Origin of the sequence: Bradyrhizobium sp. AZCC 1588, assembly GCF_036924735.1 — a bacterium.
In the GTDB taxonomy this organism is placed as follows: Bacteria; Pseudomonadota; Alphaproteobacteria; order Rhizobiales; family Xanthobacteraceae; genus Bradyrhizobium.
Genome location: NZ_JAZHSC010000001.1, coordinates 6,359,454 through 6,374,644, shown reverse-complemented (window position 1 = coordinate 6,374,644; position 15,191 = coordinate 6,359,454). Strand labels below are relative to the sequence as shown.

The window sequence follows — 15,191 nt, the reverse complement described above, 5'->3', positions numbered from 1 at the left end:
GCCGTTCTCCGGGAAGAGCACGAAGTAAGCCGTAAAGCCATTGCGCAGGGAAGGCCGGGATGCTCCCGCTGTACCTGTATGCTCGTGTGCGTTTTGTTTTGCGCACTTTGCACACGAGACCGCGGGTGCAGCAAGCACCCGGTCTTCCCTGCGCCCTCTATTTGGAAAGGGCGAAGAAGAAGATGCAAACCTCGGGCAGTTCATGTCGCGAGATCGCGAAGTCATACTCAGTTGTCGTCACCCGCGAAAGCGGGTGACCCAGTATTCCAGAGACGTCAGTGATTGAACCGAGAAGCCGCGGCGTACTGGATCCCCGCCTTCGCGGGGGTGACAATGGTGTGTGCGTCGCGACTTCCTCGTCATTGCTGTGCAAGTTCACTAATTCGCTGATTGGATCGCTCCTCTGGAGGACGATCCGATGCGCGATAACAGCTATGACCGGACGATTGAACGCAATTACCTGCAGAAGTGGCGGTTTCTGATCCCGGAATATGAGGCGGTCAAGGCGGGCCGATCGGCGGTGTTCAAGAGTGTTGGGGATTTCTACCGCCATCACGGAACCTGTTCGCAGACCTTCCGCAAGTATTACAACCGCTATCTGCAGAGCGGCGATGAAGCCGACCTGTTGCCGCGTCGTCGTGGGCCCAAATGGCGGGAACGGCGCGAGCCGAACGGGATCGAGGCCGAGATCATCGCTCAGCGCCAACGGGGGATGAACCGCTACGAGATCCATGCCGTCTTGCGTGAGCAGCGCGCCACAGTACCTTCGCCATCGACCATCTACCGGGTGCTGAAGCGCCATCAACTGAACCGCCGCACGCCGGCGATGCGCGAGGAGAAACGCCGCATTATCAAGGACAAGCTCGGGGAGCTCGGCCACGTCGATCTGCATCAATTGCCGCGCGACATGTTCCTCGCGCCACCCCCTGTCACGCCCTACATCATCTGCCTGATCGACAGCTGCTCGCGCCTGGCCTGGGCCGAGGTGCTGACCTCCAAGAAGGCGCTTCCGGTGATGTTCAAGACGCTGAAGATGATCAATACTCTCAACGTCACTTACGGACTGATCTTCGCCGAGATTCTGTCCGACAACGGGGCCGAGTTCGCCTCCCGCAACACCCCTCAGGAGCATCCCTTCGAGGCCATGCTGCTCGAACTCGGCATCAAGCATCGCTACACCAGGCCCTACCGGCCGCAAACCAATGGCAAGGTCGAGCGCTTCTGGCGAACCCTCGAAGAGGACGTCATCGAGGGCGCAACCTTCGACAATCTCGACCACTTCGCCAAAGAGCTGTTCGAGTACCTGATCTACTACAATAACCACAGGCCTCATCAGGCCCTTGCAGGGCTGACCCCGAAGGCCTTTGCAGCCACCAAGACCACCGCGATCCAATCAGCGAATTAGTGAACATCGACAATTGCGAGCCAGCCGTCGTGCCCTACTCCCGCCTCGGCGGATTTTCCTTCAGGAAGCGATCGACGTCCTCCTGCGCCGAATAAGGCAGCGGAATTGGATCGCCCATGTGGTCGATGGCGCGGTCGAGGCAGAGGCGCAGCATGCGCGCCAATTCGGCCTTGCGGTACGGCTTGGCGAGCAACAGCACGCCCTCGCCGAGGCGCTCGCTCGAACCAAAGGCATCGAAGGTGTGGCCGGACGTATAGAGCACCCGGAGCGGCCGGCGCAGCTTGGCGACCTCCTCCGCAAGCTGCCGGCCGTTGATCGCGCCGGGCATGACGATGTCCGTGAAGAGAAGATCGAATGCCACACCGGATTTGACCAGCTCGAGCGCCTGCGCCGCGCTGGCGGCGGCAATGACCGTGTAGCCGAGGCTTTCGAGCCGGCCGACGACATGCGCCCGCACCACGTCGTCATCCTCCACGCAGAGGATGGTTTCCGTTCCGCCGCGCAGTTCGCCTCCGCTGCGCAGTTCGCCGTCCGCCTCCGGCGGTGCATCGCTCGCGGCAAGCGCATCCGAAGGCTCGGTATCGGCCTTGGGCAGAAGGATGCGGAAGCAGGCACCCTTGCCCTCCTCGCTCTCGACCACGACGCTGCCGCCGGATTGCTTTGCAAATCCGAACACCATGCTCAGCCCAAGTCCCGTGCCCACGCCGAACTGCTTGGTCGAAAAGAACGGCTCGAAAATCCTGTCGCGTATCGCGGGTGGAATGCCGGCGCCGGTATCGATCACCTCGATCACGACATAGGCGCCCGCGCCGAGCCCGCCGATGTCGGCGGCATGCTCACCGCGCGTAAGATTTCCCGTCCTGAACAGCAGCCTGCCGCCATCGGGCATGGCGTCCCGGGCGTTGATCGCGAGATTGACGAGGGCGGAGGAGAGCTGGCTGCCGTCGACCAAAGCCGGCCAGACCTGATCGCTCAATGCGGTTTCGATTTGAATCTGTCGTCCGAGCGTCGGCGCCAGCAGTTGCACCACCTCCTCGACCAGCGCATTGACGTCGGTCTCGCGCGGACGCAGCGGCTGTTTGCGGGCAAAGGCCAGCAAGTTGGCCGTAAGCTGGGATGCGCGATCGGCGGCATCGCCGATCATCCGGGCGATCGAGGCGAGCGCCGGATCATGCTTGACGCCGTCGGCCAGGATTTCGATCGTGCCCGTGATCACGGTCAGCACGTTGTTGAAGTCGTGGGCGATGCCGCCGGTCAGTTGCCCGACCGATTCCATCTTCTGCGCCTGGAACAATTGCTCCTCCGCGGCGCGCTTGGCGGTGATGTCCCTGACGAAGGCGTTGATGATGTAACCTTCGCCGCGGCGCAGTGCTGTGAGCGATACTTCGGCGAAAAATTCGCGGCCGTCCTTGTGCAGCAGCGGCGTTTCGTAGCGTCCTCCGACGGTGTCGCCCGCCGCCTCGCTCAGGAAACGGTCGACCCATTGCCGGTGCACGGCGCGCTGCGATTCCGGAAAGACCAGTTCGTCCACGCTCCGGCCGACAGCCTCAGTACGCGTCCATCCCATCAGGGCCTCGGCATGCGGGCTCCAGCCGAGGATGACGCAGCGCTCATCGGTCTGGACAAAGGCGTCGAGCGGAGCCTTCGATAATGGCTTGCGCCATTTCGCTGTCGATCAGCGTCTGGTCAGCGCGTCCCTCCTCCGCTCCGTTGCGTCCATCCGCAAGGCCCGCGACATCGGAAAGCCTGTGCCAAAGCCTCGCCGCAGCAAGAATCGCAAACAGGCCGGTGATTGCAGTGCTCGCCAGCGCGGCGCTGACGATGATCGCCAGCGGCCCCAGCGAGGGAGCGCGCGTCGCCAGGAAATAGGTCACTGCGCTCACGACGCAGGACGTCACGAGGACCAGCAAGATCATCGCCGGCGCGAGACGTCCTGGTTGCGTCATGGCGGCTTTACCAGTGTAGTGATGATGGGTGACTTAACCGACTTCCCGGAGCCGGTCCCATCTTTTCGGCCCCGTAGGATTACGGATCAGGTCGCTCCGGGACGCACCCAGTCGCGGTCTGTCCGGTCAGCTCGCGCGCGTGTGCGCCTTGAGCGCCGCCCCGAACGCCTCGAACAGCTTGCGATTGATCGGGTTGCGCTGCGGGTCATACTCGGCATGCCACTGCACGCCGAGCGCAAAGCTCGGCGCGTCCGCGATCCGGATCGCTTCGATGGTGCCGTCCTCGGCAATGCCTTCGATGACGACGCGCCTCCCCGGTTCGAGGATGCCCTGCCCGTGCAGCGAATTCACCCGGATGGTTTCACAGCCGAGCAGGCTCGCAAAGGTGCCGCCGGGCGTGAGGTGGACGTCGTGGCGGTCGGCGAACACGACCGTGGGGTCGGGGTGGATTTCGCCGTTCTCCAGCCGCGGCATGCGGTGGTTCATGCGGCCGGGGATCTCGCGGATTTCCGGATGCAACGAGCCGCCGAAGGCGACGTTCATCTCCTGCAGGCCGCGGCAGATGCCGAAGATCGGCACGCCGCGGGCAACGCAGGCCTCCGTCAGCGCCAGCGCGACGTCGTCGCGGTGGATGTCGTAGGGCTCGTGCCTCTCGTGCGGCTCGGTCTTGAAGCGCGTCGGATGGACATTGGCCCGCGCCCCGGTCAGCACGATGCCATCGACGACGTCGAGCAGCGCGCCGATGTCGGTAATCTCGGGCGACCCGGCAAACATCAGCGGCAGCGCCCCCGCCACGTCGGTGACCGCGCGCAAATTGCGCTCTCCGACCATCTGGGTCTGAAAACGATTCTCGACGCGATAAGCGTTCCCGATCACACCGACCACGGGCCGTCTCATCGCCAATTTTCCGCTGTCATCGTCTTGTGCAAGGACCTTCTGGGTTGGGCCGCCATTGCAGACGATAATGCCCGCGAGCCGGCGGCGGATCAATATCCGGCAGGGGCTCGCGGGCCTGCCCTGCTATTTTCGCGTGAAAGCCTCCCGGGCGTCGATGCCGTCGGCCCCAGGCAAACCGGCCGCCCGGAGCGCCGCAGCGGCCGAATTGCTGGCATCACCCAGCCACGGCAGTTTCGCCTGAATTCCACGCGTGACCGGCTCGCCCAGCGCGCCGCCGAAATCGACCGGCCAATATCCGTTCGGCACCACCTCAGCCGATATCTCCTGAAGGCGATAGCCTATGCCGAGCACCGCCTCGGCATCGTCGGGTGCTACCCGCCGCGCGGTGCCGGGGTTGGCCGGATCGGTAAAGGTCACGAGCACCGGGATCAACGCGTCCTTTACCGTCACGACGCCGGTCAACCGGCTCATCTCGCTAAAAGAGACCCGCTTGCCGGCCGCCGCCGTATAGGCGCGCAGAGCCACGTAGTTCATGTCGTCGAGGACGAGGTTGTTGTCGACATGCGCGAGCAGCGCGACAAGATTCTTGCCCTGCCCGAGATCGACGAAAATGGCGTCGCCGACGGTGCGGGTCTGACCACGGCGGGTGTAACTGCGATCGGGATGAACGGCCACCACGCCAGATGCCGATCTGCGCCCCTCCGGCGTCTCGACCTCGACCGTCAGGCGATATTTGTGGGCGGGACGGTTGATTCTGATCTGGTCGCCGATCACAAGCGCCGCCAGCAGCGCAATCGGGCCGAACCATTTGAAATTCATCTCATCCTCGCCGGCGCCATATCGGATTCGTCTACCGCTTGGCATACCGGACGCGGCAGCGTCAAACCGGCGCGTGCGCTCCCGCTTGATCCCGGCGGCGTTTTTGGCGAAAGACTGCAGACAACATTCTGCGAGAAGGAATCAACGTGACAGGTCCGGCTGACAATCGCCTTCAGGCCCGCAACGATCTGGCGTGGGCGATATCGGTCGGCGGCATCGGCGTCGTGCTGTTCGCCGCGCTGCTCGTGTTCACCTGGCACTTTGCCGCGACGCTGTTTCTGATCTTTTCCGGCATCCTGCTCGGCGTCACCCTCAACGCCATGAGCAACCTGCTCGGACGCGTGGTGCGGCTGCCGCATGCGCTGCGCCTGACGATGGTCTGCCTGGTGGTCGCGGGCATGCTGTCGGGTATCGTCTTCCTCGGCGGCACCACAATCGCCCAGCAGACGACGACGTTGAGCAACACGCTCAAATCGCAACTCGTCAACGTCAAAGGCTTCCTGGAGCGGAACGGCATCGACACCAGCTTTTTCGATTTCGGCACCCTGTCGTCGACGTCGGATGATGGCACGCCGGCGCCCGCCGCGACGCCGACGCCGCACACGCTTCCCAGCGCCGGCACGATTGCGGCCAGCGGCGGCGCCATCTTCAGCCAGAGCCTGAAACTGATCCTGGGCACCGCCAGCGCAGTCGGAAACTTCTTCATCGTGCTGTTTTTGGGGATTGCCTTCGCGACCCAGCCGAGCGTCTACCGCAATGGACTGCTGTTCATGGCGCCCGTGAAGCATCGCGTGCGTGCGGTTGCGATCGTCGACCGGATCGGCGAGACGCTGGAGCGCTGGTTGATCGCGCAGATCATCACCATGGTTGCGGTGTTCCTGGTAACCTGGATCGGGTTATCGATCATCGGCATCCAGAGCTCGTTCATCCTGGGCATCCAGGCCGGCCTGCTCGCCTTCATCCCGACTGTCGGCGCGATCCTCGGCGGATTGATCGTGGTGCTGGCCAGTCTCGCGTCGGGATGGGTTGCGGGCCTCTCCGCCTTCATCCTGTTCCTCGGCGTGCACGCGCTGGAAAGCTACGTGCTGACACCGATCATTCAGCGGCAGGCGCTGGACATTCCGCCTGCGACGCTGTTTGCGTTCCAGATCCTGCTCGGCGTCGTGTTCGGCATCTGGGGGCTGGCGCTCGCGCTGCCCCTGATGGCGATCGCCAAGGTGATGATCGATCATTTCAAGGCGGAAGCCGCGCCGGTCGCGATTGCGGCCGGCTGATGGCTTCAGTCCGCCGTGGTCAGCACCGTCTCGGTATGCTCGACCTCGGGCGGCGAAGCGAAATACGGGCCGACCAGCGCGCGCCAGGCGGTGAAATCTTCCGAGCCGCGAAAGTCGACGGTGTGGTTTTCCAGCGTCTCCCACTTCGCCACCAGCCGGTACCGCTGCGGCTTCTCGATCGATTTGTGCAGTTCAAACCCCTTGCCGCCCTTGGCGCGCAGGAACAGCGGGCGCGCCTTTGCGACGGCCGCTTCAAAATCCTTCTCGGTGCCCGGCTTGACGTCGATTTGCGCGATTTCGGTGATCATTGGTTACGCCCTCTCGTGAGAATTGGCGTGTCTAACCCAGCCGCCTCAAAAGCAAAAGGCGGATGCATGGATCTTGCTGCGATGCACGGTGGCTCTCAATGCCGCAAGCGTGAGGAAACCGCGCCAGTGACATGCTCCCGCCGCAACCCTGGTCTGGTGTAGGCTTGCGCCAACAACGAGCGACAACAAGCCCATGGTCGCGGGGAGAGAAACGATGAATCTCGGTCGGATCCTGTTCTCCTTCACCCTGGCTGCGGCGGCAAGTGGACTGAGCTTGGGGGCGGCGCCATCGCAAGCGCAGCAGCCTCCGGCGGTCGCCATCGACAATGATGATATCGGCGGCGTGGTACGCGGACCGAACGGCCCGGAGTCCGGCGTCTGGGTGATTGCGGAAACCACCGAGTTGCCGACGAAATTCGCCAAGATCGTCGTCACCGACGACCAGGGCCGTTACGTGATCCCGGACCTGCCGCCGAACGTCAACTACGCGATCTGGGTTCGCGGCTATGGCCTTGTGGATTCACCCAAGCTGCGCGCCAAGCCCGGCGAGCAGGTCAATCTCACGGCAGTCCCGGCGCCGAACGAGGCAGCGGCCGCTCATTATTATTCGGCGATCTACTGGTACACGATGATGAAGATCCCGCCGGCAAAAGATTTCGGCGGCTCCACCGAGATCCCGAAGGAGATCACGCAGGAGATCTGGCGCCAGCGGATGAACAATGTCGACTGCATCGGCTGCCATCAGCTCGGCCAAGAGTCCACGCGTACGATCCCGGCCGCGTTCGGCGAATTCAAATCGGGCAAGGAAGCCTGGATGCGCCGCGTTGCCGCAGGGCAAACAGGCGAATGGATGGTGAACCGGCTCGCGGGGCAAATGGGCGGCGTACCGTTCAAGTACTTCGGCGACTGGACCGACCGGGTCGCCAAGGGCGAACTGCCGAAAGAAAAGCCACCGCGGCCGGCCGGCATCGAGCGCAATATCGTGATCTCGTCGTGGGAATGGGCGACCGAAAAACACTTCGTCCATGACCTGATTTCCTCGGACCGCCGCTACCCGACCGTCAATGCCTACGGCCCGCTGTTCGGAGCGAACGAATACTCATCGGACGACATGCCGATCCTCGATCCCAAAACGCACAAGGTGACGTTCTCAAAGATGCCGGTCGCCGATCCCAATGCGCCGGAATCGTTCGGCCCTCCGCTCCATGGCACGGCCCTGCTCAATCCGGTCAGCCCTTCGGCCTATTGGGGCGACGAGAAGATCTGGAGCCAGCGGACCAATAATCACAACAGCATGTTGGACAAGAAGGGCCGCCTGTGGTTGGCGGCGGCGGTGCGCGGCATCGAAAATCCGGCGTATTGCAAGAAGGGGTCTGATCACCCGTCGGCCAAGGCGTTTCCGATCGAACGCTCGGGCCGGCAAGTGTCGGTATTCGATCCCAAGACTCAGAAGTACAGTTTCGTCGATACCTGCTTCGGCACCCATCATCCGCAATTCGGCTACGACGCCGACGATACGCTGTGGCTCTCGGGGACCGGCCCGGTCGCCGGATGGGTGAACACCAGGCTATGGGACGAGACCGGCGATGCCGTCAAAGCGCAGGGGTGGTCACCATTCGTGCTCGACACCAACGGCAACGGCAAGGTCGACGAATATACCGACCCGGGCAAGCCGGCGGAGGCCGGCAAGGACATGCGGATCGCGGGCTCGGGGCCCTACGCGGTGATGCCGCATCCGACCGACGGCTCGGTCTGGTACACCGTCAACGTGTTCGTCGGCCCACCCGGCTTCATGCGGTTCGATCCCAAGACCAAGCTCTCGGAATTTTACGCGATTCCGAAGGAAGGCATCGGCGTTCGCGGCGGCGATATTGACAAGAACGGCGTGCTCTGGGGCTCGGGCTCGAACGGCAGCCTGATCCGCTTCGATCGCAGCAAGTGCAAGGCGCCGCTGAACGGGCCGGGTGCGACCGGCAATCACTGCCCGGAAGGCTTCGCCTACTTCAAATATCCGGGGCCCGGCTTCGAAGGGTTCGAGAGCTCCAGCGCCGAGGCGAGCTATTACACCTGGGTCGATCACCACAATACGGGCGGCCTCGGCGAGAACATCCCGATCTCGACCGCCAACCTCAACGACGGCTTCGTCGCCTTCAGGGACGGGCAGATGGTGATGCTGCGCATCCCCTATCCGCTCGGCTTTTTTGCCAAGGGCCTCGACGGACGCATTGACGATCCAAACGCGGGCTGGAAAGGCCGTGGTCTCTGGAGTTCAAGCGGCGACCGCACACCCTGGTTGATGGAGGGCGGCAAGGGCTCAAAGCCTCGCGCCGTGCATATTCAGGTGCGCCCCGACCCACTGGCAAAATGAGGAGTAGCGGCTAGCCGAACAGCAGCGCCGTGCCGGCGACCATCAGCGCAAAGCCGATGAACAGGATGGCAGGCCAGCGCATTCTGCGCTGAACGTAACGCCCCTGCGCACGGCGCTCGGTGATGAGCGCCATCTCGAATTCTTCCGAGGTCGAGAACATGCAGCCAAACCCGCCGCGGGTGGAGGCTGCAGCCGCTTCGAGCGACATCAGGGCAGCCTGTGAGTTTTGTCTGCGGGGTAAATCCATACGCAGATGATATGGATGGAATGGTAAACGGGAGGTTACCACACCAACTTCATCCGGAGACCAATTCGAAAGTGTTGAATTAGCCTCCGGACATATCGCCTTGTTCACGCGTAATGTTTCAGGCAGCGCTGAGAAGCGCTACTCCAGCTTGATGTTGGCGGCTTCGATCACCTTCTTCCATCGCGCCGTCTCCGAAGCGATGTAGGCCGCGAACGGTTGGGCCTCAAGCGCAACGGCATCGGCGCCGAGTTCGGCCATCTTCTGCACCGTCTCCGGCTGCTGCATGAAGGCCCGGATCTCCGCCGACAGCCTTTCGACGATCGGTTTCGGCGTGGCGGCCGGAACGAAGAAGCCGTGCCAGGCGACCGCCTCGAAGCCGGGTAGATGCTCGGCGACGGTGGGAAGATTCGGATCGAACGACGCGCGCTTGGGCGTTGCGGCCGCGATCAGCGCGAGCTTGCCGGTCTTCGCCTGCGGCAGGAGCAGCGGCACGTTGTCGAAAGCAAGGTCGATCTGGCCGCTGAGGAGATCGGTCAGCATCGTGCTCGAGCCCTTGTACGGCACATGCACCATCTTGGTGCCGGTCATCTGCTGGAACAACTCGCCGGCCAGGTGCTGCGAGGTGCCGACGCCGGCCGAACCGAACGAGACCTTGTCCGGATTGGCCTTCAGGTAGGCGATCAGGTCCGGCAGGGTCCGCGCCTTGATCTTGTCGGGATTGACGACCAGCACGTTGGGTACGACGCTGATCTGGACGATCGGCTGCAAATCCTTGTCGGGCTGATAGCTGAGCTTCGGACCGTACAGCGACGGATTGATCGCAAGCGCGGATGTGCTCGCCAAGCCCAGGGTCAGCCCGTCGGGTGCCGAGCGCGCCAGCCGGGTCACGCCGACGATGCTGCCGGCGCCGCCGACATTTTCGACCACGAACGGCTTGCCCAGTTTCGCCTGAAGATGATTGGCCACCATGCGCGCGAAGATATCGGCGGTGCCGCCGGCGGCGAAGGGAACGATCACGCTCACCTGCCTGGAAGGATACGCATCCTCTGCCTTCGCTGGTGCCGCCGCCAGCAGCATCGCCGACGCAAGAATAAGCCACATTGATTTCATCTAGGTTTCCTCTGCTTACTGTTATTAATTATCTGCCGCGCACCGCGGCCGGCTAGAACGCCGTCTCGTACATCTTCAAAATCTCGTCACCGCTCAAATCGCGCGGGTTGTTGTCAAGCAGACGGCGGATGGCATGCGCCTCGTCCGCCATGACGGCGAGATCGTCCTTGGGAACACCAAGCGCGGACAACCGCATCTCGATGCCGAGATCGGCGCAGAAACCATAAGCGGCGTCGAACGCAGCCGCGGGAACGTTACGTTCCGGCAGGCCGAGCGCGTGCAGCACGGCGATCGTCTTCGTCGCAGTTGCCGGCATGTTGAACGCCAGCGTGTGCGGGAAGATCACCGCGCAGGCGAGGCCGTGCGCCACATGATGCCGCGTGCCGAGCGGATAGGCCACCGCGTGACCGGCCGTCGTATTCACTGGGCCGAGGCAATAGCCGCCATAAAGCGAGGCCAGCGCAAGGCCAGCACGCGCTTCGCGGTCGCTGCCGTCGGCAACCGCGCGCCGCAGATAGCGTCCGACCAGCCTCGCCCCTTCGATCGCGTAGAGATCGATCGCCGGATGCGCCTTGCGGCTGGTGTAAGCCTCAACGCAATGTGCCAGCGCGTCGACGCCGGTCGCCGCGGTGACATCCTTTGGCACGGTCATCGTGAGGTCAGGATCGACGATGGCGATATCGGCCAGCATGAAGCGGCTCTGGACCGCAAGCTTGTTTCGGCTCGCCGGATCGGTCACGAGCGCGCGGGTGCCGGCTTCGCTGCCGGTCCCCGAGGTGGTCGGAATCTGCATCAGCGCGACGCTGCGGCCGGCAACCTTTTCCGCACCGACGATGTCGGCAAAGGCCGTATCGCCGGTGCAGAGCACGGCGACCAGCTTGGCGAGATCCATCGCGCTACCGCCGCCGAAACCGACGATGAGGTCGGGCGCGGCTTCGCGCGCCATCGCCACTGCCTTTTCGAGGTTGGGCAGATCCGGCTCGGGCTTGACGTCGCCGAATACCTTGACTGCTCGGGGCAACGCCAACTGATCGACGCGCCGCGCGTTGAAGGGGTCCGAAATCACCAAGGGCCGCCGCGCGCCGATCTGCTCGGCGAAGCGAGCCGCGGCCGTGACTGTCCCGCAACCGAACTCGACGGCATTAGGACGAAGGATCTCGATCGCCGTGAAGGAATTGGTCATCTGGACGTTCATCTCATTGTTTTGACGGTGACGACATGCCGCCGGCCAGGCGCTCGGCATAGTCGATGGCCTCGATCAGGCTGTGCTCGTTGGCGATCCCCTTGCCTGCGATGTCGAAGGCCGTGCCGTGATCAACGGATGTGCGGATTATGGGAAGTCCGAGCGTGATGTTGACGCCGGATAGCTCTTGCCAGCGGCCGGTCGCGGGATCGACCTGGAAGCCGAGCAGCTTCACAGGAATGTGCCCCTGGTCGTGATACATCGCGACCGCGGCATCGAACTGACCGGCACGCAGCTTGACGAAGATGGTGTCGCCGGGCACCGGGCCAACGACATCGAGGCCGTCGGCGACCGCCCTGGCGATGGTCGGTGCCGAGACGTCGATATCCTGCCGACCGAACAACCCACCCTCGCCCGCATGCGGATTGAGCGCCGCGATGGCGATCTTCGGGCGCGCGATGCCGAGCCGGTGCAGCGCGTCGTTGGTGAGATCGATCACCTGACGGAGCCGCTCCGGGGTCAACCGTTTCGGCACGTCCTCCAGCGCCACATGGGTCGAGACATGGCTGACGCGCATATTGCCATGGGCGAGCAGCATCACAGAGCCGCGTACGCCGGTGAGATGCGCCAGCATTTCCGTGTGTCCGGGATAGTGGTAGCCCGCCTTGTTGAGCGCCTCCTTATTCAAAGGCGCGGTAACGATGGCCGCGGTCCGCCCGGCCTGCGTCAGCCGCACACCCTGCTCGACCGCCTTGAACGCAAAGCGTCCGCCGTCGGCACTCAGCACGCCCGGACGGATCGGCGCGCCCTCGGCGTCCGCCTGCAGAAAGCAGAGATTGGGCCAGTCGCGGTCTTCAGCGCTCACCTGCGGTATCGCGACGTTGGCACCGAGCGTAGCCTTGGCGCCCTCCAACGCAGCTCCGCTGCCAATGATCAGGAGGCGCAGATCGCCCTTGGCGATCCTGTCCTGCAAGCCAATGCAGGCCTTGACGATGATTTCCGGCCCGATCCCGGCCGGATCGCCCATGGTGATCGCGAGATGGCGAGAGGTCATGTCGGTTTCCCTGTGCTGAGCAATTGATTGGCATGGAGCAGATCGCGCCATAGCTCCCTTGTACCAAACGCTCCGGATTTGGAGATCACGTCAACGCCAGCCCAACGGCCGCCCCGCAGGGTCGAGCGCGGCAGGCCCGGCACGAGGCGGCCTGCGACCTGCAACGCCTGCGCACCGAGCGCGACGCAGAGCGCCTTCAAGGTCTCGCCACCGGCAACGATCAGCGTACCGGGAGGATCAAGTGCTGCAATCAACGCGGTCATTTCACGCGCGATGCGCCGGGCCGCCTCGGGGCGCGAAAGGCCCTCGGAAAGCGAAAACTTCACCAGCGCCACACCGTCATCGGCAAGTTTGCGGTGCACCCGCGCCGCACCTCCGGCCTCGGCCTCGGCAAGGGCGATGGTGGCCTCTCCGCACGCCTCAAGCTGGGACGCGGTGACGATCTGATCGGAGCCGAACAATCCCAGTACCGGCTTTTTCAGATGGCGCGGCGCATCAGCGCGGCGGCCGCGTGCCAAGGCACCGGCCAATCCGCCGCTCCCGCACCACAGGACGGGCGCAGCAAGCTGACGGCCCATCTCGACAACACGATCGAGATCGCGGTCGCTCTCGGCATCGAAGACCTGGACGCCACCATGCGACACCGTGTCGGACCGGCCTTGCCGGGCGTCGATGTTCTCCGCCTTGAGCTGCCCCAGAAGGTTGGCGCCGACCGGATACCAGTCGCCATCCGGCGTGCGGGCGAATTGCTGGCCGTCACACGTGCGCCGTCCCTGGTAGGCGAAGGCCGGTGCGACGACACATGAGGCCCAATCGCCGCTGCGCAGGCAGGCGCCAAGTTCGGCCACCCACGCCCCGCGCAACAGGCTGTCGACCTTCTTGTAGGCGATCGTGCCTTCACAAAGCAGTGGCGCCAGCCGCCCGACGATCTCGACGCTCTCAGCCTTTGCAAGCTCGCGTGTGCCGCTGTCGATCGCAAGGCTCGGCGAACTGCTCGTTGAGAGCGCTTCTGGCCAGGTCACATCGAACGGTCCGCACAGCCCGACGAACTCAGCCGCGGTGTCGAGCGCACCGGTAAGATCGTCGGCAAGAAGGCGGACGCTCGTCATCGTCAGGCCGCTCCAGCGTTGCCAGTCGCGCGACAGGCGCTCGCGAAAATCTTGTCTGGATTCATCAGGCCGTTCGGGTCGAGCAGTTGCTTGATGCCGCGCATCAGTTCGATATCGAGCGGATCAGCAACTCGCGCGAGCCGGCCGCGATTGGTGATGCCGATGCCGTGCTCGGCGCTGATGGCGCCGCCCTGCGCTGCCGTCTCGTCGTCGACGATCTCGTTGATCTGCGCCACCAGCGCGGCGGTCGCGACAGCGTCGCTGCAGCGATCGCGGTCGATCAGGGCGATCACGTGAATATTGCCGTCGCCGATATGACCATGCATCACCACGCGCGCATGGGGAACGGCGGCCATGATCCTGGCTTCGACACCGGCGACGAACGCGGCCTGCCGCTCCAGCGGAACCACGCTGTCGTGCGACACCACGTAGCCGCTGCGCTTGTTGCCTTCGGATACGCTGTGCCGCACTGCCCAGATCGCCTTCGCTTGGGCGAGGCTCGAGGCCAGCACGGCATCCTCGGCAAGACCAGCATCCATCGCGTCTGACAGGACGGCGGCCAATGGCTCGTTGAGATCGATGCCGGCCAGCGTATCGGTCAGTTCGACGATCAGATACCAGGGCGTGGTGAGTTCGAAAGGAATGGTGACGTGCGGCACGGTCGCCGCGATCGCCTCGATCTGACTGCGCGACATGATTTCCAGACTGCTGAGCCGGTCGCCGACGGCGCCGCGCAGCCGCTGCATGATCTGCAGCGCCTGGTCGACGCTCTGCAATTTGAGCAGCGCCAGGGCCGAACTGCGCGGCGGCGCGAACAGCTTCAGCACCGCCGCGGTGACGATGCCGAGCGTGCCTTCCGCGCCGATGAAGAGCTGCTTGAGCGCGTAGCCCGTATTGTCTTTGCGCAGCGCACGTAGGCCGTTGAAGATGCGTCCGTCCGGCAGCACGACTTCCAGCCCGAGCACCAGGTCGCGCATCGGGCCATAGCGCAGCACCGCCGTTCCGCCGGCGTTGGTGGAGATATTGCCGCCGATCTGGCACGAACCCTCGGCGCCAAGACTCAACGGAAAATGACGGTCCACGGCCGAGGCGGCGGCCTGCACTTCGGCTAGGATGCAGCCGGCCTCCACCGTAATCGTATTGGCGAGCGGGCTGACGTCGCGCACCAGCCGCATGCGATCGAGCCGGATCACGACATTGAGTGCGCCATCATCCGGTGTGGCGGCGCCGCACATGCCGGTGTTGCCGCCTTGCGGGACGATCGAAAGCCGCTTGTCGGCGCAATAGCGGACAACCGCCGCAACCTCGGCGGTCGAGCCGGGCTTGACGACCGCAACGGCCTGGCCGCGATAGCGTCCGCGCCAGTCCGTCACATAAGGCTCCTGATCCGGTGCGGAATCGATGACATGATTGTCGCCGACGATCGCCGCCAATCCAGCAAGCACATTTTGGAAAGATCCGGTCATCAGAT

At 64.0% G+C, this 15,191-nt stretch carries 14 protein-coding genes; 3 read left to right on the top strand and 11 right to left on the bottom strand.

The genetic code is table 11. The features are described 5' to 3' along the window. Positions 1-418: 418 nt before the first annotated feature. Positions 419-1,405, top strand: coding sequence for an integrase core domain-containing protein (locus tag V1277_RS29665; protein WP_334416542.1), 987 nt, complete (start codon positions 419-421; stop codon positions 1,403-1,405). Positions 1,406-1,439: 34 nt separating this feature from the next. Here V1277_RS29665 and V1277_RS29660 read toward each other — a convergent pair whose 3' ends face one another. The 4 genes from V1277_RS29660 to V1277_RS29645 all read right to left on the bottom strand — a co-directional run bounded on the left by V1277_RS29660 (position 1,440) and on the right by V1277_RS29645 (position 5,067). Then, positions 1,440-3,005 carry a hybrid sensor histidine kinase/response regulator gene (locus tag V1277_RS29660; protein WP_334420490.1) on the bottom strand — a complete coding sequence of 522 codons (1,566 nt, stop codon included), beginning with the start codon at positions 3,003-3,005 and terminating at the stop codon, positions 1,440-1,442. A gap of 10 nt (positions 3,006-3,015) precedes the next feature. Beyond that, complete coding sequence (locus V1277_RS29655; RefSeq protein ID WP_334419323.1) at positions 3,016-3,351, bottom strand: hypothetical protein; 336 nt, start codon at positions 3,349-3,351, stop codon at positions 3,016-3,018. Positions 3,352-3,477: 126 nt separating this feature from the next. Beyond that, positions 3,478-4,248, bottom strand: coding sequence for a gamma-glutamyl-gamma-aminobutyrate hydrolase family protein (locus tag V1277_RS29650; protein WP_334375045.1), 771 nt, complete (start codon positions 4,246-4,248; stop codon positions 3,478-3,480). Positions 4,249-4,371: 123 nt separating this feature from the next. Next, complete coding sequence (locus V1277_RS29645; protein WP_334419322.1) at positions 4,372-5,067, bottom strand: hypothetical protein; 696 nt, start codon at positions 5,065-5,067, stop codon at positions 4,372-4,374. A 146-nt stretch (positions 5,068-5,213) separates the two neighbouring features. Between V1277_RS29645 and V1277_RS29640 the strand changes: the two genes are divergently transcribed. Further along, positions 5,214-6,341 (top strand): AI-2E family transporter, encoded by a 1,128-nt coding sequence (locus V1277_RS29640; protein ID WP_334419321.1) that lies wholly within the window; start codon positions 5,214-5,216, stop codon positions 6,339-6,341. Positions 6,342-6,346: 5 nt separating this feature from the next. On the opposite strand, the gene V1277_RS29635 is transcribed toward V1277_RS29640, so the two are convergent. Beyond that, a complete protein-coding gene (locus V1277_RS29635) occupies positions 6,347-6,649 on the bottom strand; it encodes an antibiotic biosynthesis monooxygenase family protein (protein ID WP_057839131.1) in 303 nt (100 codons plus the stop codon). A 214-nt stretch (positions 6,650-6,863) separates the two neighbouring features. On the opposite strand from V1277_RS29635, the gene V1277_RS29630 reads away from it, so the two are divergent. Next, the gene (locus V1277_RS29630) at positions 6,864-9,017 is read left to right on the top strand and encodes a carboxypeptidase regulatory-like domain-containing protein (protein WP_334419320.1); all 2,154 of its coding nucleotides are present in this window, start codon (positions 6,864-6,866) and stop codon (positions 9,015-9,017) included. A 10-nt stretch (positions 9,018-9,027) separates the two neighbouring features. Here V1277_RS29630 and V1277_RS29625 read toward each other — a convergent pair whose 3' ends face one another. The 6 genes from V1277_RS29625 to V1277_RS29600 all read right to left on the bottom strand — a co-directional run bounded on the left by V1277_RS29625 (position 9,028) and on the right by V1277_RS29600 (position 15,186). Further along, positions 9,028-9,264, bottom strand: a complete 237-nt coding sequence (locus V1277_RS29625) for a hypothetical protein (RefSeq protein ID WP_334420489.1) — start codon at positions 9,262-9,264, stop codon at positions 9,028-9,030. A 138-nt stretch (positions 9,265-9,402) separates the two neighbouring features. After that, a complete protein-coding gene (locus tag V1277_RS29620) occupies positions 9,403-10,374 on the bottom strand; it encodes a Bug family tripartite tricarboxylate transporter substrate binding protein (RefSeq protein ID WP_334419319.1) in 972 nt (323 codons plus the stop codon). 52 nt (positions 10,375-10,426) lie between these two features. Beyond that, entirely contained in the window at positions 10,427-11,557 is a 1,131-nt protein-coding gene (locus tag V1277_RS29615) for an iron-containing alcohol dehydrogenase (RefSeq protein WP_334419318.1), read from the bottom strand. 13 nt (positions 11,558-11,570) lie between these two features. Next, a complete protein-coding gene (gene pdxA, locus V1277_RS29610) occupies positions 11,571-12,611 on the bottom strand; it encodes a 4-hydroxythreonine-4-phosphate dehydrogenase PdxA (protein WP_334419317.1) in 1,041 nt (346 codons plus the stop codon). Next, positions 12,608-13,720: a four-carbon acid sugar kinase family protein gene (locus V1277_RS29605; RefSeq protein ID WP_334419316.1), complete on the bottom strand. Its 1,113-nt coding sequence runs from the start codon at positions 13,718-13,720 to the stop codon at positions 12,608-12,610. Before V1277_RS29605 ends, pdxA begins: the two co-directional genes overlap by 4 nt. Before the next feature lie 2 nt (positions 13,721-13,722). Continuing rightward, complete coding sequence (locus V1277_RS29600) at positions 13,723-15,186, bottom strand: FAD-binding oxidoreductase (RefSeq protein ID WP_334419315.1); 1,464 nt, start codon at positions 15,184-15,186, stop codon at positions 13,723-13,725. Between the last annotated feature and the right edge of the window lie 5 nt (positions 15,187-15,191).

Excerpts from the sequence above, each read along its gene's own strand:
- V1277_RS29665 (WP_334416542.1), top strand. The coding sequence starts at position 419 with ATGCGCGATAACAGCTATGACCGGACGATTGAACGCAATTACCTGCAG.
- V1277_RS29655 (WP_334419323.1), bottom strand. The coding sequence starts at position 3,351 with ATGACGCAACCAGGACGTCTCGCGCCGGCGATGATCTTGCTGGTCCTC.
- V1277_RS29650 (WP_334375045.1), bottom strand. The coding sequence starts at position 4,248 with ATGAGACGGCCCGTGGTCGGTGTGATCGGGAACGCTTATCGCGTCGAG.
- V1277_RS29645 (WP_334419322.1), bottom strand. The coding sequence starts at position 5,067 with ATGAATTTCAAATGGTTCGGCCCGATTGCGCTGCTGGCGGCGCTTGTG.
- V1277_RS29635 (WP_057839131.1), bottom strand. The coding sequence starts at position 6,649 with ATGATCACCGAAATCGCGCAAATCGACGTCAAGCCGGGCACCGAGAAG.
- V1277_RS29630 (WP_334419320.1), top strand. The coding sequence starts at position 6,864 with ATGAATCTCGGTCGGATCCTGTTCTCCTTCACCCTGGCTGCGGCGGCA.
- V1277_RS29625 (WP_334420489.1), bottom strand. The coding sequence starts at position 9,264 with ATGGATTTACCCCGCAGACAAAACTCACAGGCTGCCCTGATGTCGCTC.
- V1277_RS29620 (WP_334419319.1), bottom strand. The coding sequence starts at position 10,374 with ATGAAATCAATGTGGCTTATTCTTGCGTCGGCGATGCTGCTGGCGGCG.
- V1277_RS29615 (WP_334419318.1), bottom strand. The coding sequence starts at position 11,557 with ATGACCAATTCCTTCACGGCGATCGAGATCCTTCGTCCTAATGCCGTC.
- pdxA (WP_334419317.1), bottom strand. The coding sequence starts at position 12,611 with ATGACCTCTCGCCATCTCGCGATCACCATGGGCGATCCGGCCGGGATC.
- V1277_RS29605 (WP_334419316.1), bottom strand. The coding sequence starts at position 13,720 with ATGACGAGCGTCCGCCTTCTTGCCGACGATCTTACCGGTGCGCTCGAC.
- V1277_RS29600 (WP_334419315.1), bottom strand. The coding sequence starts at position 15,186 with ATGACCGGATCTTTCCAAAATGTGCTTGCTGGATTGGCGGCGATCGTC.